Source organism: Bradyrhizobium sp. USDA 3397, assembly GCF_054060965.1.
In genome coordinates this window covers 5,947,486-5,970,184 of the sequence record NZ_JBSSDS010000001.1, presented here as the reverse complement: position 1 = coordinate 5,970,184, position 22,699 = coordinate 5,947,486, and the positions used below count along the sequence as shown (strand labels likewise).

General features: G+C 62.2%; 16 protein-coding genes. 6 read left to right on the top strand and 10 right to left on the bottom strand.

Annotated features, from left to right (window positions below; translation table 11 throughout):
• Positions 1 to 170 precede the first annotated feature (170 nt).
• Positions 171 to 830, bottom strand: coding sequence for an SRPBCC family protein (locus ACVWYQ_RS27575; RefSeq protein ID WP_404545767.1), 660 nt, complete (start codon positions 828 to 830; stop codon positions 171 to 173).
• Between the two features lie 14 nt (positions 831 to 844).
• A complete protein-coding gene (locus tag ACVWYQ_RS27570; protein WP_404545765.1) occupies positions 845 to 1,759 on the bottom strand; it encodes an SDR family oxidoreductase in 915 nt (304 codons plus the stop codon).
• Positions 1,760 to 2,022: 263 nt separating this feature from the next.
• Here ACVWYQ_RS27570 and ACVWYQ_RS27565 point away from each other — a divergent pair, with 263 nt between their 5' ends.
• A complete protein-coding gene (locus ACVWYQ_RS27565; protein WP_246732191.1) occupies positions 2,023 to 2,631 on the top strand; it encodes a TetR/AcrR family transcriptional regulator in 609 nt (202 codons plus the stop codon).
• Between the two features lie 1,251 nt (positions 2,632 to 3,882).
• A complete protein-coding gene (locus ACVWYQ_RS27560; RefSeq protein WP_404545763.1) occupies positions 3,883 to 5,313 on the top strand; it encodes a pyridoxal phosphate-dependent decarboxylase family protein in 1,431 nt (476 codons plus the stop codon).
• A 192-nt stretch (positions 5,314 to 5,505) separates the two neighbouring features.
• Here the strand turns inward: ACVWYQ_RS27560 and ACVWYQ_RS27555 are convergent, their stop codons facing one another.
• The 4 genes from ACVWYQ_RS27555 to ACVWYQ_RS27540 all read right to left on the bottom strand — a co-directional run bounded on the left by ACVWYQ_RS27555 (position 5,506) and on the right by ACVWYQ_RS27540 (position 9,184).
• Entirely contained in the window at positions 5,506 to 6,300 is a 795-nt protein-coding gene (locus ACVWYQ_RS27555) for a DUF3313 domain-containing protein (RefSeq protein ID WP_404545761.1), read from the bottom strand.
• Positions 6,301 to 6,387: 87 nt separating this feature from the next.
• The gene (locus ACVWYQ_RS27550; protein ID WP_404545759.1) at positions 6,388 to 7,545 is read right to left on the bottom strand and encodes an alpha/beta hydrolase family protein; all 1,158 of its coding nucleotides are present in this window, start codon (positions 7,543 to 7,545) and stop codon (positions 6,388 to 6,390) included.
• A gap of 283 nt (positions 7,546 to 7,828) precedes the next feature.
• Complete coding sequence (locus tag ACVWYQ_RS27545) at positions 7,829 to 8,287, bottom strand: lipocalin-like domain-containing protein (protein WP_456726569.1); 459 nt, start codon at positions 8,285 to 8,287, stop codon at positions 7,829 to 7,831.
• 240 nt (positions 8,288 to 8,527) lie between these two features.
• Positions 8,528 to 9,184: a nuclear transport factor 2 family protein gene (locus ACVWYQ_RS27540; RefSeq protein WP_404545755.1), complete on the bottom strand. Its 657-nt coding sequence runs from the start codon at positions 9,182 to 9,184 to the stop codon at positions 8,528 to 8,530.
• A gap of 184 nt (positions 9,185 to 9,368) precedes the next feature.
• Here ACVWYQ_RS27540 and ACVWYQ_RS27535 point away from each other — a divergent pair, with 184 nt between their 5' ends.
• The gene (locus ACVWYQ_RS27535; protein WP_404545753.1) at positions 9,369 to 10,217 is read left to right on the top strand and encodes a TonB family protein; all 849 of its coding nucleotides are present in this window, start codon (positions 9,369 to 9,371) and stop codon (positions 10,215 to 10,217) included.
• An 84-nt stretch (positions 10,218 to 10,301) separates the two neighbouring features.
• Here the strand turns inward: ACVWYQ_RS27535 and ACVWYQ_RS27530 are convergent, their stop codons facing one another.
• Positions 10,302 to 11,108: a response regulator gene (locus ACVWYQ_RS27530; protein ID WP_035997648.1), complete on the bottom strand. Its 807-nt coding sequence runs from the start codon at positions 11,106 to 11,108 to the stop codon at positions 10,302 to 10,304.
• A gap of 231 nt (positions 11,109 to 11,339) precedes the next feature.
• On the opposite strand from ACVWYQ_RS27530, the gene ACVWYQ_RS27525 reads away from it, so the two are divergent.
• On the top strand, positions 11,340 to 11,573 hold the full coding sequence (locus ACVWYQ_RS27525; protein WP_025032292.1) for a NepR family anti-sigma factor: 234 nt from the start codon (positions 11,340 to 11,342) through the stop codon (positions 11,571 to 11,573).
• Entirely contained in the window at positions 11,573 to 12,121 is a 549-nt protein-coding gene (locus ACVWYQ_RS27520) for a sigma-70 family RNA polymerase sigma factor (protein WP_018316216.1), read from the top strand. Before ACVWYQ_RS27525 ends, ACVWYQ_RS27520 begins: the two co-directional genes overlap by 1 nt.
• 97 nt (positions 12,122 to 12,218) lie before the next feature.
• Here ACVWYQ_RS27520 and ACVWYQ_RS27515 read toward each other — a convergent pair whose 3' ends face one another.
• The 3 genes from ACVWYQ_RS27515 to ACVWYQ_RS27505 form a co-directional block, all read right to left on the bottom strand.
• Complete coding sequence (locus ACVWYQ_RS27515; RefSeq protein WP_271545789.1) at positions 12,219 to 12,917, bottom strand: nitroreductase; 699 nt, start codon at positions 12,915 to 12,917, stop codon at positions 12,219 to 12,221.
• Positions 12,918 to 13,051: 134 nt separating this feature from the next.
• Complete coding sequence (locus ACVWYQ_RS27510; protein ID WP_271545790.1) at positions 13,052 to 15,283, bottom strand: CHASE2 domain-containing protein; 2,232 nt, start codon at positions 15,281 to 15,283, stop codon at positions 13,052 to 13,054.
• A gap of 142 nt (positions 15,284 to 15,425) precedes the next feature.
• Positions 15,426 to 21,251 (bottom strand): VCBS domain-containing protein, encoded by a 5,826-nt coding sequence (locus ACVWYQ_RS27505; RefSeq protein WP_442869361.1) that lies wholly within the window; start codon positions 21,249 to 21,251, stop codon positions 15,426 to 15,428.
• Positions 21,252 to 21,873: 622 nt separating this feature from the next.
• On the opposite strand from ACVWYQ_RS27505, the gene ACVWYQ_RS27500 reads away from it, so the two are divergent.
• Positions 21,874 to 22,605, top strand: a complete 732-nt coding sequence (locus ACVWYQ_RS27500; protein ID WP_271545794.1) for a transglutaminase-like cysteine peptidase — start codon at positions 21,874 to 21,876, stop codon at positions 22,603 to 22,605.
• Positions 22,606 to 22,699 lie beyond the last annotated feature (94 nt).

Below are 22,699 nucleotides of genomic sequence, written 5' to 3'. Positions count from 1 at the left end.
CAGTAAACGAAGACCGCGCCGACCGCGAGCAAAGAGGCCACGAGGGTCAGACGAATGCCGAAGTCGAAGGCGGCGATCCATTGCATCAGGGGCCTCCAAAGCTACTGCGCTCAATCAAATGACGAACGGAAGATTGCTCGTTGGTCGCTCGGTCAGACTCAAAAGAGCGCTCAGGACGACCGCGCGCTTCGCTTTTGAGCGAGGTCCGTCACTGCCTTGTCTCGCATTGCTTGCAAGCCGACCTCCATGAACCTGCGAAAGTCGTTCTGGACGTAAGGGCGGATGAGATAGCCGTCCGGCCAGATCTTGGGCCGGAACGAATAGGTCCAGCGCACGCGGGTGGCCTGGCCGTTACCGACGAACTCCAGCTCGCTCACCGCATACCTGATGTAGCGCCCGGTACGGTTGGTAAGATTCCATATCTGATATTGCAGAAGCTGCGGCTTGCGGTCCGTAATCTCTTCCAGCGCACTGTTATTGTCCGAGAATACGATTCGGCGGCGGTCGCCTGGCTTGCTCCAGCCACCGCTCAACGACTCGGTGCTCACTACGCCGGGCACATTGTCAGTCCCGGTAAGAAACGAGCCGAATGCGGCGGCGCCACGGTCAGCGAACCAGGCCGTTACGGACGTCAAGGGTGCCTGGATCTCGGTTTCGACGCTGACCTTCTCGAAGTCCGCGCTGCGCTCCAATTCCGGCCGAGCGACATCATGTGCTTGGTCGAGCCTCGCTGCAGACGGCACCGGATCGGCGCCGACCAAGGACGCGCCGCACCCGCCCAGAGCCAATGAGACGATGGCGCAAATCGAGGCAGCGTTTCGTCTGATCATGATAGCCGAACAGCTCATGAAAATCGAACGCCTGTGAGCTTTTCGGAAACCTCCCAGAGCCGCGCGGACGCGGCCGCGTCTTTGGCTTGCCGAGGCACTCGTGCGGCTGCCGGCACGCCGCGCGTCTCGCCCAGTCTATCCGGACCGAAATAGCCTCCAGGTTCGGCGAGCGGAGACGTCGCCGCGAACAGCGTCGGCAGCGCCCCTTGAGCTGGCGATTGAAATAGGAACCAGAGGAAGGATCGAGCGAGGCCCTGCAAACTGCGAGGTCCGGCGCCGTTTGGAATCAACTCGGTGCGGGCGATGCCGGGGTGCGCGGCGATGCTCCTGATTCCCCATCCAGAGACATCGCTTCTGGTCTGAAGCGCGAACGCGAACATGAGGCACGCGAGCTTTGATTGACTGTAAACCCGCATGGGTCTGTACTCGCGCTCCGCCTGAAGATCGTCGAAGTCGATGACGCCGCTCCGGGCGGCCAGGCTCGAAAGGTTGACGACGCGCGGCTCCTTGCCGTTGCGCAACAACGGAAGGAGCTGCGCCGTCAGCGCAAAGTGGCCAAGATAGTTGGTCCCGAACTGTAGCTCGAAGCCGTCTCTCGTCGCCTTCCGCAGAGGTGGCGCCATGACGGCGGCGTTGTTGATGAGCATGTCGAGGCTCGACCGTTGGGCTCGCATCCGACAGCCAAAATCCTTCACCGACTTCAGGCTCGCGAGGTCGAGCTCTTCAAAGCGGATCTTGGCGTCGGGAAAGGCGGCTCGGATTCGCGCAATGGCGCTCGAACCCTTCTCCAGGCTACGGCCTGCGATGATGATCTCACAGCGGGCACGCGCCAATGCCAACGCGTCTTCAAAGCCAATTCCCCCAGTTCCGGTGATGACGGCTGACCGCCCCAACTGAGAGGGAATATCTTTGATGGACCAATCCGGCATGGCTTCTCTGCACGTTCACTAAGCTTGGCACGCGGCGCCTATTACACCAGGTGTAGCTTTTATTGCACTGCGTGCGATATTACAAGACCATTGCGGACGCGGGCTGCGCGACCTCTGGCCGCGGACGCGGCGACCAGTTGAGAGCCGCGATCGCATGGTAAAGGCAGCCTAAGTCACGGCAGGCACATCGATTTTTTCTTGCACATTGTTTGCGCAGCGTGTAATATATTGCACTGGGTGCGATTTTTTGAATGGGGCTATCCTTGCCGGCAAAAGTGACAGCGGACGACAAAGTTGCGGAGGAGGGTCTTCGCGAGCGCAAACGGCGTGAGACGCTGGCTCGGATCGCGGAAGCAGGCCTCAAGCTGTTCATGGCGAATGGCTATGAAGAGACGACCCTCGAGGCGATCGCGGAGGCGGCAGGCATTTCGCGGCGGACGTTCTTTTATTACTTCAAGTCGAAGGAAGAAATCTTGCTTGCGTGGCAAAGCCACTTCACGCAGCTCATTAGAGCTGCCGTGATCGCCGAGCCTTCGGATCAATCTCCCATCGACACCGTCAAGAACGCTTTGCTGAAATTGACCGGCAACTACAATTCGCAGCAGAGTCTCGCCCTCGATCGGGTCATCCGCTCGAGCCCGGCGCTGATTTCCGCGAGCCACGCGAAGTATATCGCTCAGGAACAGGCGATATTCGAAGCCCTTTGCGTGAAATGGCCCCAGGCCAAGCGACGGAAATCCCTTCGATACGTCGCCATGGTCTCCGTCGGAGCGCTTCGATTGGCGATCGAATCCTGGAGCAACGACAACGGCAGGCGACCGCCGGCAGCTTATCTCCGCGAGTCATTCGCGAATTTGCAGAGCGTTCTTTGAGCTGAAGGAATGGCCCGGGAGACGCTAGGGTCGCCGGGCTGCTTCTCCATCGAGCCATGGTGGAGCGTCTCCTCCTCGCAAAGAGGCGAGCCTCGTTCTGATCGGCTCGGGCCTTTTCGGCCCGGCACTCGGGCCACTGCTCGTCGGCTCGATCAGCGACGCCGCGACGAATGCGCAGATATCGAACGGGCTCGCAATTGGAATGCTGATTGTCCCGGTCGCCAGCGCCGCCACCGGCATCGTCCCGTTGTTTGCAAACCGGCGGATCGCTGCTTCGCTTCGGCGATCTTGAGCAGAAAATAAGCGCAGCAATCGACTTGTTGCCAGCACCAATCGGCATGCTGGCCGACGACTGGGCCGGGCCACGAAATCGCCCAAATAATATTACACCAAGTGCAATATAAGTTTACGTTTGGTGCGAGATTTCTGAAATGACCGCTCTCGAGGCATCCCGACCGTCGTCGACGAGCAAGGAGTCATCGAATGACATGTGACACGCCGGATGGGACGGATATTGCAGCTCCGCAAGGGGAACGGGAGCGAGATGCCAAGCGGCCGTTTGCCGGCGGCAGGCGCGCGATCCATCACAGCGGCTCCGACCACCTTCGGCCACGTGCGCGGGTGTGGTCGGCCGAGGTGCCCGTAAGACTGGAAACGATTGTTCAGCACCGAACGCGCGCGCGGCTCGATCGATCCCGGAGCTCCTACCGGCCGGCCGAGGCGTTGAAGTCCATTCGACCGGCGGATCCCGCGAAACACGAAGAAACCCACGTTGCTCCAATTTCCTCTCGTTTCGCCAGACGCGTTGTGAAGGCACTCCGATCTCCAGTTCTCACGAATGTCGGGATCGCTGCTCTCCTGTACGTGATCTCATTCCACCCCTATATCGATCTGGCCGGCATCGTCTCAGGCAGCCTCGTTTGCCCCGGCGCGAAGCCAATATTGGTTGCGACGGTGGATTTCTTGCAAGAAGAGGTGACCCCCACGATACAAGCGTTCCTCTCGGGTCGACTGATGAGGTGGATCGGTCTTACTTTGCTGTTCGCCTTATTCCCCGCATTCGGCGTGCTTCGTACCGGGACGATGGCGAGGATTCGCACGCTGGCCACGTCAGCGGCATCCCGGGTTCGACGCCTCAGGCCATCGCGCTGGCAGATCCCATCACTGCAATATGCGGAGCCATCCGAGATACGTTCTGCCATAGCTTTGAACACCCGGCCAATCCGGAAGCGAGCAACCAAAGAGGCCTAAATGACGCCCGAGGAATTCCGAAAACGAGGCCATGAGATCATCGACTGGCTGGCCGACTACCATGCCAAGATGTCCGACTATCCGGTCCAACCTGCGACACAGCCGGGTGACGTGAAAGCGATGCTTCCAGCCTCCCCGCCGGTAGAAGCTGAGGGGTTCGATGAGATCATCGCTGATCTTGATTCAGTGGTTCTCCCCAACATCTCGCATTGGCAACACCCGCGGTTCTTCGGCTACTTTCCCTCCAATTCACTTGGCTCCGGCATCCTTGGTGACCTGGTAAGCAGCGGACTTGGGGTGCTGGGCCTGTCCTGGCAGTCATCGCCCGCAGTGACGGAGATCGAGGAGGTCACGGTCGACTGGTTCAGGCAGATGGTTGGCTTGTCTTCCGCCTGGTTCGGCGTGATCAACGACACTGCGTCGACAAGCACCTTGGTTGCTCTGCTATGCGCCCGGGAGAAGACGACGGGCTTCTCGCTCGTTCGCCAGGGTCTGCAAGCAGAACTCAAGCCGTTGACGATCTACACATCGGCAAGCGCTCATTCTTCCGTCGAAAAGGCGGCGCTGCTAGCGGGCTTCGGCCGTGAGAATGTCCGCATGGTCGATATCGACGCCAATTTCGCAATGCGTCCCGGGGCGCTCGAAGATTCAATCCTTGCGGATATTCACGCCGGGTTCAAGCCATGCGCGATCGTCGCGGCAGTGGGCGGGACCGCGACCGTGTCCATCGATCCGCTCTCCGAGATCGCTGCCATAGCGCGGAGGCATGGTTTGTGGCTTCACATCGACGCTGCCATGGCCGGGAATGCGATGATCTTACCCGAGCTACGGTGGATGTGGGAAGGCATCGAGGACGCAGACAGTGTCGTTATCAATGCGCACAAATGGCTCGGCGTCCCGTTCGATTGTTCGCTCTATTTCGTTCGGGACGAGCCTCACCTTCTCAGGGTGATGTCTGCCGATCCGAGCTTCCTCCAATCTCAGGCCGACGGGAAGGTGCGCAATCTGCGTAACACCGGAATTCCGCTCGGACGGAGATTCAGGGCGTTGAAACTATGGTTCGCCATCCGGGAACAGGGCGTTTCCGGGTTGCAGGCGAGGTTGCGGCGAGACATTAGCCTGGCCCAAGATCTTCGGTCCAAAGTCGAAGCAACACCGGGTTGGGACGTCGTCGCACCCGTCGTGCTGCAGACCGTATGTATTGTGAACCGCCCGATGTCGGTGCCTTCCCAACGTCTCGATGACTTCACGCGCGCATGGGCGCATGCGGTGAACGCCTCGGGCCAAGCCTATGTCACGCCCGCTACCGCGGCCGGGCACTGGATGGTTCGTGTCTCGATCGGCACGATATCCACCGAGGCGAGCGACATCGAGGCGGTGTGGCGCACGATCCAGGAAGCGGCTGCCGCGTCCGTTCCAAAATTTTCGTGAATGGCCCGGATAGATGGGGGTGCATGGCCCGCGGACATCGCCACATCGGGACGCCACGGTCAGGTTGCAACTGAGGTGCGGACTCAGGCGGCAACTGCTTGCGCCTGGATCGACCTTCATACCCGACGCTCGCCGGTGGCCCGGTATGCGCGTCAACATCGCGCATGTCGGCGATCCGCCGCTTCGTCGATCTCATGTCGCGGGTGAAGGCTCGCTGACTGGTGGCGCGGCCGCCGGAGGCGATGGAGGCGCCGCGCCCTTGTCGGTCCAACTTGGGGGAGCTCCAAGTCCTTGGCCGATGAACCCCGCAATTCCGGGAGCTCGTCCGAACGCTTCGCACGCGGATTGCTTCGGCGCACCACCCAGCAGAACGTGCAAGCTGTCCAGCGACGGCAGCGATGGAGCCGCCCCGAATGGGGTACTGCCCGTGACCAGCAACCTGCTGAAGTCGGCGGCAAAGGCGGTCGAGAGGTCGTATGCATCGCCGTCCGGCGATACGCGCGGCGAGCTCGTGAAAGAATTCGCCCCGCGGCCCCACACCATAGCCGCCTTCTGCTTCCCTCTTCTGTCCCTCGCCTCACCTTCGACCGAAAGGCTGCCAAGTCCCAACGGGATGCGCGGAACGGGTACCGGCACGCCAGGCAGGAGTACAGACTTTGCGACCCGCGCGACACCGGACGCGCCTGCCGCCGCAGGATCGGTCGCCGCCGCATGTGTGACGACGGCTTGAACGGTCAGGTCGGCTTGATCCGCTGGGCCGACAATGTCGAACCGCTCGCTCAGTCCGAAGCACAGAGCACGGTCGATGGCGTTGCCGATGATCTTGCGCTGCTCCGGCGAGAAGGAGACCTCTGCAGCCGCTTTGGTCGAAAATCGAGTTTCTACCAGCCGGACGGTCTTGGCGCCGAGAACGTCTTCCTTGTCGACACGAACGATCGACTTCGTCAAAATACCGTCTGACGGCGCCAGACCATCATAACTGGTCAACGATCCCGCCCTGTTCAGCGGCGCAGTCGCGCACCCGGCGGTCAGCAGACACAAGACCGCTATGAGCGGGAAACGCTGCATCGGACTTCAGCGACGCAATGCAGATGCCGGCCCGTCGATTTCTGCGGTCGCCTGACGTGCGCCGGCCGCAAGGAGAGGATAATTTTTCTGTTGCTCACTGGTTGTCGCACGGCCCTTTTCGGCCGAGGTCACACGGATATGGCCTTGTCGATCCGACTGTGCGGTCGCACCTGAGATCGGGATCGCGTTCGCCATTGTGGGCTGCGCGAGAATGTCCTGCCAGTCGAAGCTCCATTGCGCCAAAGCTTTGGAATCCCCGGCAAACGCATAGTCCAGGAATGCAAGCGTTAGATCTCCGGTGGCTTCCTTGACCTTCGGATTCAGTCCTGGTCCTCCGGTCAGAGCGCGGTCCGTGAATATGCTATGGGATCCCCCTTGGAACATGACCAGGAGCTTGCGCCGATTGGCGATCGCCTCGAATATTGCGACCCGATCGCGCGCAGCCGAGTAGAATCCGGGAATTTTGATGACGTCCTGCGTCGCCGTCACGTGAAGCGTCGGCACGGCGATGTTGGCGAGCACGCTCGGCAAGTCTTTCTCGCCGTAGAAAGGTGGGGCGGAAATCACGATCGCCGCCTTGAAGCGCCGGTCGCGGAAATCGAGCCAACGACCATCCCGAACGACCCGCGCACCCACCGTCAACAATGCAGTGTTCGCGCCATAGGAATGGCCGGCCACGGCGATGCGTCGCATATCGATGAATCGGGCGTACGGACCGGTTGCAAACAATAGCATTTGGTCGAGCGCAAAACGGATATCTCCGACACGTGCGGCGGCCTCATCATCCCGGGTCGCCGCTTGCAGCCGCCCCACGAGCTCGAAGGGATTTCCACGCCAGAGAGAGGAATCGCTCCCGATATGCTGGACATGCAAACTCGCGATGCCGTGGGCGGCCCACCGGGCGGCGAGGTAGGTGTAGCCGTTTCGCGAACCGCCCATGCCGTGCGAGAAGATGATCAGTGGCACCCGTCCCGGCGATGCCTCAGTGGGCCAATACAAGCGAGCAGGAACTTCGCGACCTCGAGACGTATCTATCCAATCGAAGTCGACCGCACGAAAGGCCGCATGCTCTTGTTGCACCTGAGCATTCTGTGCGTTCGCACCTTCAGGCAGCGCCATCCCGACGGCACATGCCAATGCCATAGCAGCGAGCCAGCTTCTCATGACCATTACTCCTGCTACGTCCCCGCACTCGGCATCTACAGCACTGTGCCGAAGCCAATTCGGTAACAGTCCGCGTTCTTTGTGTCAATAAAACTGCACTGGGTGCATTATTTTGACGCAGGCCACGCGGCAGTCAGTAACGCGCGCGTGATTATCCGACAGGTCACCTCCATCTCTCGTCTTGCTCAAGGCTGCTGTAAGGCACTACGTCGCGCACGTGGTGCCGGAGAGCTTCGGTCTGCGCCTCCAGCCTCCATTCGGACGGGTCTGCCTGGGGGACGCGCTAGCGCACCCGCTCCCAGATGATGACGACCTTGGTGCCCTCCGGCCGCTGAAAGTTCTCGATCATGCGGTCCCCGATTACATCGAAGTTCAGATCCTGTCGCGTGCGCTCGCTACCGACCCAGTTTGGGAAGGTCGAGCCTTCAACGCGATTGCCGCTGAAGACGCCATTCTCATCGACGGTGTAAGTGCCGAAGAACGCGATGCTGCCCGCCATCGCAGCCCGGTTCTCTTCGTCGGTGCCGGCACCTCGCTCGTTGGAAGCGAATTTCGGAATGGAGGCGTCGGTCAGAACCTCGATAAAGTGCATGTCTTCGGTGAAGACCAAAAGGCTGTTTGGCTTCTGCCCGTAGGCCGGGACATTCCGGCCATCCGGATCGAGTTGAGCTGAAACCATGCGCCAAGTGCCGAGCACCTGATTGAGCGGCCGTGCTTCGGCAGTGCCGACAGCGAGGGCCAATGCGACCGCAAAGACCCGGGCTGCAAGTCCGGGGCTCTTCATGTAGGCTCCATCTTTTACAGGTTGTTAGTCGTTGATCGTCGCTCTACGTAGTTGGTCTTGATGAAAGACCAAGTACTGCCTCTGCTGCGTTTGCCATGGCGTCACTCCGCAACCGACGAGATGACAAGGTCCGACAACGGGCATTTGTGGGACGACGGCTGGACGGCCGCGCCGAAAAAGCTCGCGCGACCCAATAGCTCAAATGGGACAGCAGCTCTCATCTCCACGCCTGTCCGCGGTCTGCTTCGCCTTTCCTGCCAGCCACTCCCGGCCCTCGCCATAGAGCTTCTCGACCTCGGGCCCGATCAGGCCCGGCATGTCGCGCTTGACCTTGTAGCCGATCAGCTCCTGCATGTAGGCGAGGTGGCGGTAGCCCTCGGGGAGCGCAGCCAGCGCTTCCTGGTCGAGCCGAAGCGTCGCGGCGGGATCGACCGGGTCGATCCGATCCTTCTCGTAGATCGGCTGGCGGCGGACAATGCCCCATTTGCCGATACCTGATGGGTCGTCCCGCTTCTCCAGGAAATCGTAGAAGCGTCCGGTGCAGACGACGTCGCAGAGCACGTCGTGCACGAGGCCGCGCTGCGAGATGGTCATCTTGGTCTGCGCGATCGCGCGCGCACCCGCAAGGTCGATGCTGGTGCCGCCGAGGAAATGCAGGATGCGCACGCCCCTGGCAAAACCCTCCTGGCTGACGCGCATGAAGTCCCGCGCCGGCCCCTGAAACCAGGTCGCGGACATCCAGCCTTCTTCGTGCCAGACCGTGGCAAAGCGCTCCCAGTCGCCGGCATCGCGCCACACCGCCCAGTTCTCGATGAGGTCGCGGATGGCAAGACGATCGAGGAGTTGCTGGTCCATGGTCCGTATTCTCCCGGCGGCCTGAGGCTGCGATGGACGTCATCGGCCCGACGTATCAACGGGGCAATTTGGACGGCGTCAAGCGGCCGGGCGCGGTCGTTCACCACCCTAACCCGGGTGAATGCGATGCGAGCAACGAGCCTTGCAATCAACCAGCCGGCGATTAGTATCCGGGATCATGCAGATGAAAATTCCCTTGCTGGCCGCATTTCTCGGATTCCTTGCGGCTTTCCCGGCGCACGCACAGACTGAAAAGCAGAGCGAAAGTGCCCAGGCCTGGAAGGCAAGGCTTTCGGCGCATATCGCCAAGAGCAGACTATTTCCAGCCCAGGCACTGGGGCAAACCGGTGAGGCCAAGGTGGGCTTCGTCGTCGACCGGTCCGGCAAATTGGTCTCGCGGGGACTGGCTGCGAGCAGCGGCTCGCGACTGCTCGACGATGCTGCGCTGGAGATCGTCGCCCGCGCCCAACCGTTTCCCGAACCACCTTCGGAGCTGAAGGAAGAGACTTTCCATTTCTTGATCCCGATTGTCTTCAAGGGCCGTCAGTTTCAGGTGCCGCCCAACGGTCTGGTGCTGAGCACACCGGCTTCCGGCCTCGCAGAGTCCGAGGCCATGGCCGCTTGGCGCAAGGCAATCACCGAGCATGTCTGGCGCAACAGGGGATTTCCTCCGCAGGCGATTGGGCGAAGGGCTGATGCCGGCGTTACATTCGTGGTCGATCGCTCGGGCAAATTAATCTCAAGCGCTTTAGTGGAAAGCACGGGCTTCGCGCCGCTGGATGCTGCGACGTTGGCAATGGTCGAGCGATCCGTGCCGTTCCCGAAGCCGCCCGCCGAGGCAAAGGACGACCTGCAGAGATTAACCGTCCTCATAGCTTACGATGGGACGGAGCCCAACCTGGCGCCGTCGCCGGAAGGCGAGAAATTGCTTCAATCCTGGATCGAGGGCCAGGCCAAGCTGAATGCGAAATCTCCTGGAACGGATGATACAAAGCTGAACGCGATGCTTCGCAGCATCTGCCGCGGTTGCTGAGGCAGAGCAGGATGACGCTCCGTCGGCACATATGAGGGCGGCGCGCCTTGCGACGCGCCGCCCTTGTGTTCGATAGGCCTTTTCTTACGCCGCCGGCGCCTTCGGCGTGCGATTGCGCGAGTTGCGCTGGAAGAACAGGGCCTGGCTCGCCACCGCCGATACCATCGCGGGCTGGAACGGCTTTGAGATCAGGAACGCCGGCTCGGGACGCTCGCCGGTGAGGAAGCGCTCCGGATAGGCCGTGATGAACACCACCGGCACCTCGAAGGTACGCAGGAGCTCGTTGACGGCGTCCAGGCCCGACGAGCCGTCGGCAAGCTGGATATCGGCAAGGATCAGGCCGGGCCGCTTGTTCTTGGCCAGCGCGACCGCATCGGCATGGGTGCGCGCGACGCCGACGACGTTGTGGCCGAGATTCTTCACCAGGCTCTCGAGGTCCATGGCGATGAAGGTCTCGTCCTCGATGATCAGCACGTCGGTGGCGATCTCGGCGGCCATCTCGCGTCCGGCTGCGTCCGCAAGACGGCGCGTCTCGGCGACGTCGGTGCCGAGAATGAAGGCGACTTCCTCTTCCGAAAAGCCCTCGAGCGATAGCAGCAGGAAGGCCTGGCGCGGCAGCGGGGTGATGTTCGACAGCCGCCGTTCCGGCGGCATCGGCAGGGTCGTCACCTCGGCATCGTCGTTGATCGAGACTGAATTCCAGATCTGGGTGAAGAGCCGGAACAGGCCGGCCCGGGGCCCATGGTTCTCGTCGAGCACCGACGGATCGCCCAGCATGGCTTCCAACATCGCGGCGACATAGGCGTCACCGGAGGCCTGGCTGCCTGTCAGAGCCCGCGCGTACCGGCGCAACAACGGCAAGTGTTCAGCAACTACCTGTGAACGGGACATCCCCACTCCATTCGTCTTCGGGCCAACCTTGAGGTCCAATCCTGAGGTCAGGCATCACGCGGGGGGCCCAGGTTCCCCTGCTGGGCTGTCTACGCCTCACGACAACAAAAGTTCCGCCGAGCTGGGAACTTTTTGGCGCAGCTGGAATTGTGCCTATCCAGGGAACGGCTCCCGGTTGAGAAAACTTCTCGATTTTACAGTCACTTAACTCGGGGAAACGTGGAACAGGTCATGAAAGATCTCAAGTCTCAAGCCAGCAGAAGCACGACCCCCGGCAAGGGAGGCCTGACTCCGGAGATTCAATCCCGGATCGGGCACCAGTTGCGCGCCATGTACGACGATGTCGTGCGACAGGGGGTTCCGGATCGGTTCGCAGAACTGATCAAGAAGCTTGATGCGCCGGGAGCGTCACCCCACGTGGAAAATGAGGGCGGATCCAACGACAACAACAATGGGAGGGATTGATGCCTCTCACGGACTCCCTGCGTAACGACATCTTGGCGGCCGTGCCTAGTCTGCGCGCCTTCGCCATCTCGCTCAGCGGCAATGCGGACCGCGCCGACGATTTGGTCCAGGAGACGCTGCTGCGTGCGCTCGCCAACATCGACTCGTTCCAGCCCGGCTCCAACCTGCCGGCCTGGCTTTTCACGATCCTGCGCAACCTGTTCCGGTCCGACTATCGCAAGCGGCGGCGCGAGGTCGAGGATGCCGAGGGCAATTACGCCAAGACGCTGAAGACCCAGCCCTCGCAGAATGCGCACCTCGAATTCGAGGAGTTTCGCACCGCGCTCGACAAGCTTCCGCAGGATCAGCGTGAAGCCTTGATCCTGGTCGGCGCGTCCGGCTTCTCCTATGAGGACGCCGCCTCGATCTGCGGCTGCGCAGTCGGCACCATCAAGAGCCGCGTGAACCGCGCCCGCTCGAAGCTCGCCGCGCTGCTCTATGTCGACGGCGCCGAGGATTTTGGGCCTGACGAGACCGTGCGGGCCGTGATCGGCGGCAGCGGCGGCTGACCGCCGCCGTCAATCGCACCGGAACGAGACGAAGACGGCCGCTTCCACGGCTGTCTTCGCGCGCGTCTGACGCCGATGCGTCCGGCTCACGCCGCGATTACACATCCACGAAGGTTGCGGTCTCGGCCACGCTCGCCCGCGAAGTGCGGTAGCTGTTGACCTGGTGCGCATGGTCCGCATAGCCGAACGAGATACCGCAGACGACGCGGCGGTCATCGGGCAGATCGAAGTGGCGGCGGATCAGGCCGGAATGCCGCGCCAGCGCGGCCTGCGGAATAGTGCCGAGCCCGAGCGCCTGCGCCGCCAGCATGAAGTTGGAGACATAGGCGCCGCAATCGATCGCACCGTAGATACCGAGCGGCTCGTTGGTGTGGATGACGGCGACATGCGGTGCGCCGAAGAAATTGTAGTTCTCCAGCGCCTGCTTGGCATAGGCCGCCTTGTCGCCGCGGGCGATGCCGAGCGTGTTGTAGAGTTGGAAGCCGCTCTCGCGGCGGCGATCGAGATAGACCCCGACATATTCGCGCGGTGGCGTGAAGTCGTAGTCATCGCCGAGGCCCTTCGAGGCCTCCGCGTAGATCGCCTTGCGAAAGCGCTCCTTGGCCTCGCCACTGGCGATGATGACCTGCCAGGGCTGGCTGTTGCACCAGGACGCCGTGCGCTGCGCGGTCGCCAGCACATGCTCGATGGTGGCGCGATCGACCTCCTTGGGGAGAAATGCGCGAACGGAGTAGCGCTCGTTGAGGAGCTCTTCGAGCACCTCGATGCGGTCGTTCTGTCTCACTTGTGCGTCCATCACTCAGCTCGCCTTTTTCTTCTGGTTGGCAGAGGCGCCAAGCGCCGTCCCCACCGCCATACTTACCTCGATGCACCTGCATATGGTAGGCAGGCTTTGTTCTGCCCACCCAGCGCGAGCGGTGACCGTGACACCTATTTGGTCAGCAGGGCATAGGCACCGGTCCAGCCCTCCGGCGGCGGATCGATCTGGAAATCCTTGATTCGCGCCTCGTAAAGCCTGAACAGCTTCTCCAGCGTGTCGGCGTCCTCGCTTTTGCGGCCGCGCTCGATCGCATCCAGTGCGCCCTGCCAGTCGCGGCTGCGGTAGCAGCCGAGCATCTCGATGGTGATGTTGCGCAGCCGCTGGAACGCGGCCGAATGCATCACGTCCTCGCGGCCGGCGATGGCGTAGATCACTTCCGGCTCGGTCTTGCCCTTGACCATGATGAAGTCGAGCTCGAGGATCGCGAACTTCTCCTTGGCGGCGAGCGCCGTGCGCGAGCCCACGATGATCGGAAATCCGTACGCCTTCGACTGGCCCTCGAGGCGTGAGGCCAGGTTCACGCTGTCGCCGAGCACCGAATAGTTCTTCTTCAGGTCGGACCCCATGTTGCCGACCACGCCGATTCCGGTGTTGAGACCGATGCCGACATTGAGCGGGATATAGACGTGGCCGCCGTCGGCGGCCTCCTGCTCGCGCTCCTTGTTGACCTCGTCGATCTGCTCGAGCATCTGGATCGCGGCTTCGCAGGCGTTGATCTCGTGCTCGGCGTCGTCGAGCGGCGCGTTCCAGAACGCCATGATGGCGTCGCCCATATACTTGTCGATATAGCCCTTGCGGTCGATGATGACGTCGGTCAGCGGCGTCAGGAAGCGGTTCATCAGCTCGATCAGGCCCTGCGGATCGTGCTTGTAGCTCTCGGAGATCGTGGTGAAGCCGCGCACGTCGGAGAACATGATCGTCATCTCGCGTTCCTCGCCGCCGAGCACGAGCTTTTCCGGCGACTGCGCCAGCTGCTCGACCAGCACAGGCGACATGTATTGCGCGAATTGCCCGCGGATCTGCACGCGCTGGCGCTGCTCGCGCACGAAGCTCGCAAAGATCAGCGTCAGGTAGACTGCGGTCGTCGACAGCAGCGGATAGGTGAAGTCGATGAGATAGCGGTGCTGGGTGTAGGAGAACCAGGACACGCCGATCAGGATGGCCGCGAAGGCCGCGCCCACCAGCACTAGGCGGACGGGGCCGAGATTCGGCGTGAAGATGATGACGAGCAGGCCGATGATCAGCGCCGCGATCAGCTCGACGCCCAGCGCATAGTTCGGCTGCGAGATCACCGCACGGCTCAGCACGCCCTCCAGCACCTGGGCATGGATCTCGACACCCGGCATGGCCCGGGACACCGGCGTGGTCTTGATGTCGTTCAAGCCGCCCGCGGAAGTGCCGACCAGCACTAGTTTGCCGGCAAACCTCGTGGGCGGCACCGCATTGTCGAGCACGTCGACCGCGGAGACGTAGATCGAAGGATCCCGGCGGGCATAGTGCACCCAGAGCTGACCGTTCTTGTCGGTCGGAACCTCCAAACCCTTGAGGCGGATCGACTTGATACCCGTCTTATCGGTACGGACCAGCAGGGTCGGCGTGCCCGTGACGACGCGCAGGATCTCGAGGCTGAGCGAGGGCATGATGTTGCCCTGGGCGCGCATGATCATCGGCACGCGGCGGATCAATCCGTCACGCTCGGTCCGGATCGAGAACAGGCCGCGGCCGGCCGCGGCCCTCTCGATGACCGGCACGTTGCGGAGCAGGCCGGGGAATTCGAACAGGAAACGCTCGGCCCCGTCCTCCCCCACCGTGGCCACCCCCGTGAACGGCAGCGACTTGTCGAGCTCGGACAAGACCTCCGGAAGCCCGGTCTCGCCCAGCACGACGAGCGAGCGCTTGATCGCGTCGGCGAGGATCTGATCGTTGCTCGGCAGCTCACGCAGCTTGGCGCGGGTCGCGTCGTCGAGATAGCGCATCTGGCTCGCGACCTGATCCGGGTTGAGCCGGTCGGCTTCGGAGAAGACCACGTCGAAGCCGATCGCCACCGCGCCGTTGTTGGTCAGGTTCTGGACCATGTCGGCGATGCGCGAGCGCGGCCAGGGCCACTGGCCGAGCCTGGCGAGGCTCTTATCGTCGATATCGACGATGACGACCGGCCGCGCCGCCTTCTCGCGCGGATCGATCAATTGAAACATGTCGAAGGTGCGCAGCCGCAATTCCTGGATCGGCGGCGGATCCCACAGGCGCGCGCCCGCGAACAAGACCAGCAGCGCAAGGCAGATCAGCCGCGCAAGGCCGAACTTCCGCGCAAACCACCGCCGCAGGATCTTGAGACGTTTCATGCCAGTCTGACTTCCTGTCCCGGACGATGCCGGGCGCACCGATCATGGAGCGTCGGCAGACGGTTGGCTATTCCCTTAGTGCCGAGGATTATGGATTTTTTGCCGCGGTCGAGGTGCAAGCCGGGAGCGCCGCCTGCTTCCACTAGCCGACGTGAGTGCCGAAAATGAAATCGCTGGACTGGAGATTCGCGACGGCGACACCCTTGAGCAGGATCGTCTCGTGGCTATCCAGCGTAAGCAACGTGCCGCCATCCTGCGCGGCGGTCGGGGCAAGGTCGTTCAAGGAGCCGATGCCGCTGAACTGCCGTAGGTCGATCTTGTCGAGGCCGTACTCGAAATCATTCACGGTGTGCTGAACCGAATCCTGCGACGAGGCCGGTGCGAATACGAACTGATCCTTGGCACTGCCGCCGATCAGCGTATCACTCGACTCGGTCGCGAAAATGACGTCCTTGCCGGCGGTGCCTTGCAGGGTCATGCCCTGGCTCTCGGCCCCTTCGACGAAGATGAAGTTCACAGTGTCGGAGCGGCCGGCGGAGTCGGCAATGGTCAGCGTGATCTGATCGGTGGCGGGCAGCTCCGCCTCGGGATCAGCGCCGGTCGGCTCGTAGACGATGCCCGCGCCTTGCGCGAGGGCGGTGTTGATCTGCTCGAGCGTACCGGTCGTCGGATAAACACTGGCGAGGCTGACGTCCGGATTTGCGGTCGACAGCGTGACCGTGAAAGTGTCCGTCGCGGCGCCGGGATCGGTGTCGGTAATCATGAGATCGGTGATGATCTCGTTGCTGTTCTCGATGATGTGCTCGACCTGGAAGCTCTCGGTGTTGATGACCGGGCCTGCACCGTCGTCCGCACCGGTCACGTTCACCTTGAGCGTTGCCGTGTTGGTCGCACCATGGATGTCCGTGGTCTGGAGCGTGAACGTATCGACATACGAGCCGTCCGCCAAAGCATTGATCGCAGCATCATTTGGAACGTAGCTGTAGCTGCCGTTGGAATTGACCGTCAGCGAGCCGTAGAGTCCCGCGACCGTCGTGGCCGCCTGGTGATCTGAATTGAGGACGGCATAGGTCAGCGTCGCCGTCTCACCGCTGTCGGCGTCCGTCCCGGCCAGTTGCCCGGTGAGATTGGAGAAGGTGTCGTCGTCAGCGGTGTCCGTGAGCGGGCCGATGTGGAGATCGGACAGCGTCGGTGCGTCGTTCGTGCCGGTGACGTTGATGGTCACGACCGCGCTAGTTCCAAAGCCCTGAGCATCCGACGGAACGATGGTGTATTGCAGCGATAGCGTCTGACCAGCGGCGAGGAAGTCGAAGGCCTGGCCGGCCGAGTTGAACTGCCAGGTAAACTGGGCGTGGGTCGCCGTGCCGTTGAGAATGTCGCCGGACGGCACGGTCAGATAGTTCAGGAGATCGGCATGCGACAGCCCGCCGACGCTGCCCGTTTGCAACACGTTGTCGAGCTTAACCTGCACTGCATCGACCGATACCGTGACGTGATCGGTCGCGTCGACGTCGGAGACCGCCAGCACGCCATGCGAAAGCTGGCCGCCATTGGTCTCCATCAGATCGGCAAATGCGCCGCCCGGCCCGGAGGTCCCGCTGGCCCAATCCGCATCACCTTCAATGGCGAGGCTCTTGGTGGGGTTGACCGTATTGGAGGCCGTGCTCCCGCTGCCGTCGCCAAGCGTATAATAGGCGGCCAGATTGGCCTCGTTGCCGGTGAGCGCGGTGAAGTCGTACGACTGAATTTGCGCCTGCGTGAGTGCGGTGGTCCAGACGCTGACATCGGCGATCGAGCCGGTGAAGCCTTGCGTGCCGAAGCCCGGAGCGTACCTGCCGCTCGCCGCTCCGATCATCATGTAGGACGGTTCCTGAGCGCCAGCGATCGCGTTGACGCCGCCACTGTGGGAATAGACGACGTTGCCATCGACATAAAGCGTGAAGATGCCGTCGTCGCGCGTCAAGGCGAGGTTATGCCATTGCCCCGCAGTAAGCGCGAAGCCGGTATCCTGGATCTCGACGCCGCCCTCGAGAATCGCGATCTCCAGCTTGCCGCTGATGACGGTGCCCATGAGGCCGAAACCGGTGGTCGAGGTATTGCCATTGTAGAACAAGACCTGGCTGGCGGAGGCAGCGTCTCCGTTCCAGTTCACCCAGCCGTCCAGCGTCACGTCGTCGGTGGCGACCGTCGGTACGTCGCCGACCGCGATGGTCGCACCGTCGAAGTTCATGTAGTCCGACGTCACATAGGAGACGGTCGGCGCATCGTTGGTGCCGGTGATGGTGACGGTGACGTCTTGCGTGACCGTCGCGTTGTGATTGTCCTTGAAGGTGACGGTGTAGACCTGAGTTATGGTCTGCCCTTCCGCCAGCGACTGCAGCACGGGATCGCTGTTGTCGAGCGTGAAGTGCCAGTCGAGCGTCGCGCCGTTGCTGGTGTCGGCGTTGGATTCGGACACCGCGCCGATGGAGAAGGTGCCGATATTCGTGCTGTCGTCCTCGAATCCCGGCAGAGTTGAACTGACGGACGATGACTTGAACTGCACCTGCGCCGTATGGGTGTCGATCAGGTCAACGTCCTGGATCGCCAGCGTACCGCTGGTCGTCAGCGAGGCGCAGTCATCCTCGGTAACCGCACCCGTTGCCGCCTCGGGATCGCTCGTGATCGTCGGCGCGTCGTTGGCGCCGTTGATCGTGACAGTGACGTCCTGGGAGACCTGTGCACCGTGATCGTCAGTAAAGGTGACGGTGTAGACTTGGGTGATGGTCTGGCCATGCGCCAGCGATTGCAGCACCGCATTGTCGTTGTCGAGGCTGAAGTGCCAGCCCAGCGTCGCGCTGTTGTCGGTATCGGTGTTGAACTCCGCGACCTCGCAATCGATCGTGAAGGTGCCGAGCGGCGTATTACCATCGAAGCCCGGGAGATGCGCGTTCGACGTCGCCGACTTGAACACGGCTTCCGCGGTGTGGGTGTCGATCAGGTCGACATCCTGGATCGCCAGCGTGTCCTCGATCGAAAGCGTCGCGCAATCCTCGGTGACGGCTCCGGCGGCATCCGCGGCGCTGCTGGTGATCGTCGGCGCGTCATTGGCGCCGTTGATCGTGACGGTCACGTCCTGCGAAACCTGCGCGCCGTGGTCGTCGGTGAAGGTGACAGTGTAGACCTGGGTGATGGTCTGGCCCTTGGCCAGCGACTGAAGCACCGCGTTGTTGTTGTCGAGGCTGAAGTGCCAGCCCAGCGTCGCAACATTAATGGTGTCGGTGCTGAACTCCGAGACGTCGGTATCGATCGTGAACGTGCCGAGCGGCGCGCTGCCGTCAAAACCGGGCAGATGCGCGTTCGACGTCGCCGACTTGAATGCGGCCTGCGCGGTGTGGGTGTCGATCAGATCGAGATCCTGAATCGCAAGCGTGCCCTCGATCGACAGCGTCGCGCAGGCATCCTCGGTGACGCTGCCCTTTGCAGCGTCTGCATCACTCGTGATGGTCGGCGTGTCATTGGTGCCGGTGATGGTGACCGTGACGTCCCGGGTGACGGTGCCACCGTGATGGTCGTCGACGGTCACGGTGTAGACTTGGGTGATGGTCTGGCCCTCGGCCAGCGACTGCAGCACCGGATCGTTGTCGTCGATCGTGAAGGTCCAGCCGACTGATCCGCGGGAGCTTGCGCCCGGGCTTTGAATCACCGTTCCCAGCGCAAACGTGCCGATATGCGAGGTGCCGTTGCCGAAGCCGGGCAGATGCGCGTTCGACGTCGTCGACTTCAGGACGTAACTGGCAGTGTGCGTATCCGTGAGATCGGGGTCGTTGAAGGCGATGGTGCCGTTCGCCGTCAGGGTTGCCGCCGTATCCTCTGTCACCGCTCCGGTGGGCGTCGTCGAGTCCTCGACGATCGTCGGCAGGTCGTTGGTGCCCTCGACATTGACGTCCGCGCCGTTGATGGACACCGTGAGCGGCGTGCTGACGACACCGCCGTGACCGTCATCGACCTGCACCACGTAGTTGAGGATAAGCTTCTCGTCCTCGGCAAGAAAGTCAAAAAGATGGTCGGGAACGCTGTAGGTCCAAGTTGCCGTGCCGTTGTTGCCGTTGCCGGCTCCCTGAACAACGGTCAGGGGCACCTTGACAGCAGAGATCGCCGCGAGCTGCGCCGGCGTCAACGTCGCGGTGATGTCGTTGCCTTCCGCGTCGAGATATTTGAACGGCTGCGTGGACGAGAGTTCGGCGCTGACGATCGGCCGGTCCGTCAGATCGACGTCGGTGAAGGTGACCGTGCCGGTAATGACGTCGAGCGCCTCGTTGCCGGTCCCGACCTGCTCAATGACAGTGCCGCCCGATGTCGCGACGGTCGGCTTGTCGTTCGTTCCCGTTATCGTGATGGTGATCGGGATGAACTTGGACTCGGGGTTCACCGCGAAATTGGTGTCGACGCGGACCATGTAGGTCAGCGTCAGGGTTTCGCCAGCCGCGAGGAAATCGAAGACGTGGTCGGGGATCGTATAGGTCCAGACCGCCGAGCCGTTGTTGTTGTTGGCGGGGTCGGCGACGACACTGATCTGGATCTGCGTCGCCGCGATGTCCTGCTTCTGCAGCGCGGTGAGCGAACCGGTAACGTCCTGCTGGCCGGCATTCTTGTAGACGTAGTTCGGCGCCTCGGCGAGGCTCACGCTCACCGTCGGCAGGTCGCCGAGGTTTTGATCGAGGAATCTGATCAATCCGGAAATCGTGTCGGCGCGCGTATCGCCGGTGGTGTCCGCCCGTTCGGTCAGCGCGAACGCCGTCTTCACGTTGCCGGCGAGGTCGAAGCTTTGCGCGATCGGCTGATTGGGAATGCGGCCGGGCGTCGGCGTCGGCGTGTTGGAGCTTTCCTGCGTCTGCGGATTGAGATTGACGAATGTCGCGGTGGCGGTGGGGCCGGACGACGATTTGAGCAACACCTCATAGCCGAACGGCGTGATCGTATCGGTGTAGTTCGTGGTCAGCTTGGTGTTGGTGTTGTTGTCGGTGAACTTCAGCGTGAACACGTCCGTGATCAGCTTCTGCACCTCCGGCGACATCAGTGCATTGGTGATCGAGACGTTGCCGCCGCTGATCTGGATCATCTGGCCGGCCTGGTTGACCGTCGCGATCGGCAGCAGCGTGACCTTGTCGAACAGGATGTAGGAGCCGGTCGTGCCGTTCGGCTCGACCAGCACCTGGAAACTCGCCTGCGGCTGCGGATCGCCGCCGCCGGCGGGAACGACGAAGTTGATCTGGGTCAGCACCGCCGTGCCGCGGATGCCCATGGTGGCGACCGGCGTGTCGACCTTCATGTCGCCGCGCTTGGCGGTTTCGCCAGCGACGAAGGTGATGGTGCCCGCGACGAGGCTGAGCAGCGAGGAATTGTTCGACCCGTTGGGGTCGTAGACCATCTCGTTCAGCACCATCCGCGCGTTGGAGGACAGGCCGAACACGGTGCCGTCGATGAAGGTGATGCCGAGCGTCGAGTCGGAGCCGGTCGAGACCACGTCGCCCTTCTCGACGTTGTCGCCGTTATTCAGGATGACCGAGACGCCGTTGCGGATCGCGGTCGCGCTGCCCACGAGCTTAGTGACGTGACCGATGACCTGGCCCGCACCGGCACCGGGGGCGGCCTGGGCAACCTGGACATGGCCGGTGAGGGCGTTGACGACGTCGCCGCTGAGGTGGGCGCCGTCGGGCGAAGCGAGCGCGGCGCGCTTGTCGCCCCTGAAATAATCGTGAACGACGAATTCGTGGCCGTCGTGGGACAGCACGAGGTCGAGCCCGGCACGCTTGAACTCGCCGTTGAAGATCAGATTGGGGTCGGGAACAACGAACGCCCCGTCAGGCACATGGCCGTGCGCCTTGGCAATGAAGGGCTTGGCGGTAAAGGAATCGGCAAAGGCGGGCGAACTGGAACCCTGGCCGTCCAAAGACGTCGCGGCGTCAAATTTGCCAGCGTAATTCAACCGGGCACCGTAAAAAGGGTTAAAATCTAAGTAAGTATCGACCGCTTAAGCTTGCTTAGCATTACCAAGTCCTTAGCGAAACCATCTATTGCTTGTGTGATTTCGCGTCACTTGACCGTAAGAGCCTGCGCGGCGCGGCGCCCCTCCCAGAGGAGCGGAAGTCATTTTTCCGGAGCTTCCAAGTCGAAATAAGCTTAGATGCGCGCATTCCCCCTCACCCCAAGTCCTCTCAAGTAAAATGCGTAGAATGGATACTTGCGTTATCTTTTGTTCGTGACGCCCTGCAACATCCTGCAGCAAATACGACGTTAATTCTGTGACCTAACTAACAGAACCCGTGAAATAGCGGGCCGTTAGCCATAGGCGCCAGAATCGGCGGCCATCGCAACTTCTGCCCGCAATTGGTTCCATTTCGCGGCATCCAGGTCCCTCCTAGGCCCGAATCATAAAATTTTACGCAATTCGAGCGGGTCCGGTTCAGCCTGTCACCCGGTTTTGGAACCCCAGCCGACCGCGTTAAGCAGAACAAAATGGCCCGTCTCGCACTATCTCCACGAAAGCAACAAAGCCCGGCACGTCGAGATCGAGGGGGATCTCGTGAAGCCTGGGAAGGGGATGTCAGATGGAGACCGCTGCTCGCTCGCGCGCCTGGCGCGCAATCCTTGTCATGTGCGGCTTGATTCTGCTCGGATCGGCCGCCGAGCTTCGCGCCGGCACGCTGCTGTCGCCGGGCGCCGGCGTCCTCGTGCGCAAATCCGCCGAACCGTTCGGCGTGTTCGCCTTCGCCATCTCGTCCGGTGGCCTGCAACAGCGATGGTCCGCGCTGAAGGACAAGCTCGACGACGACATGGTGCAGCTCGCGCTGTGCGACGGCGACCGGGACAATTGCGCTTCACCGGCGGCTCTCGAGCTGCTCGCCATCGTCGACCACGCCCGCGCCCGCGACGGTCGCGCGCGGCTCGGCGAGGTCAACCGCGCCATCAATCTCGCCATCCATGCCGCCAATGATGGCACCGACGACGTCTGGAGCTCGCCGCTTTCGACCTTCGCGCGCGGGACCGGCGATTGCGAGGACTATGCCATCGCCAAGCTGGCCGCGCTGCGGCTGGCGGGAATTGCCTCTGAAGACCTCCGCATCGTCGTGGTGCGCGACATCAAGGCCAGCGAGGCGCACGCAATTGCCGCGGCAAAGCTCGACGGCCAATGGCTGATGCTTGACAATCGCCGCATGGCGATGGTCAGGGACGACGCGACGCGGAGCTATCAGCCACTGTTCGTGCTCCACCAGTCGGCCGTGCTGAAATATGTCGACGAGCCGGTGCAGGTCTCGATGGCGGCCGCGGTGGCGCGTTGATTGCTCGTAGCCCGGATGGAGCGCAGCGAAATCCGGGCCTCTTACCACTCGCACCGGCCCCGGATTAAGCTTGCGCTCCAACCGGGCTACAGAC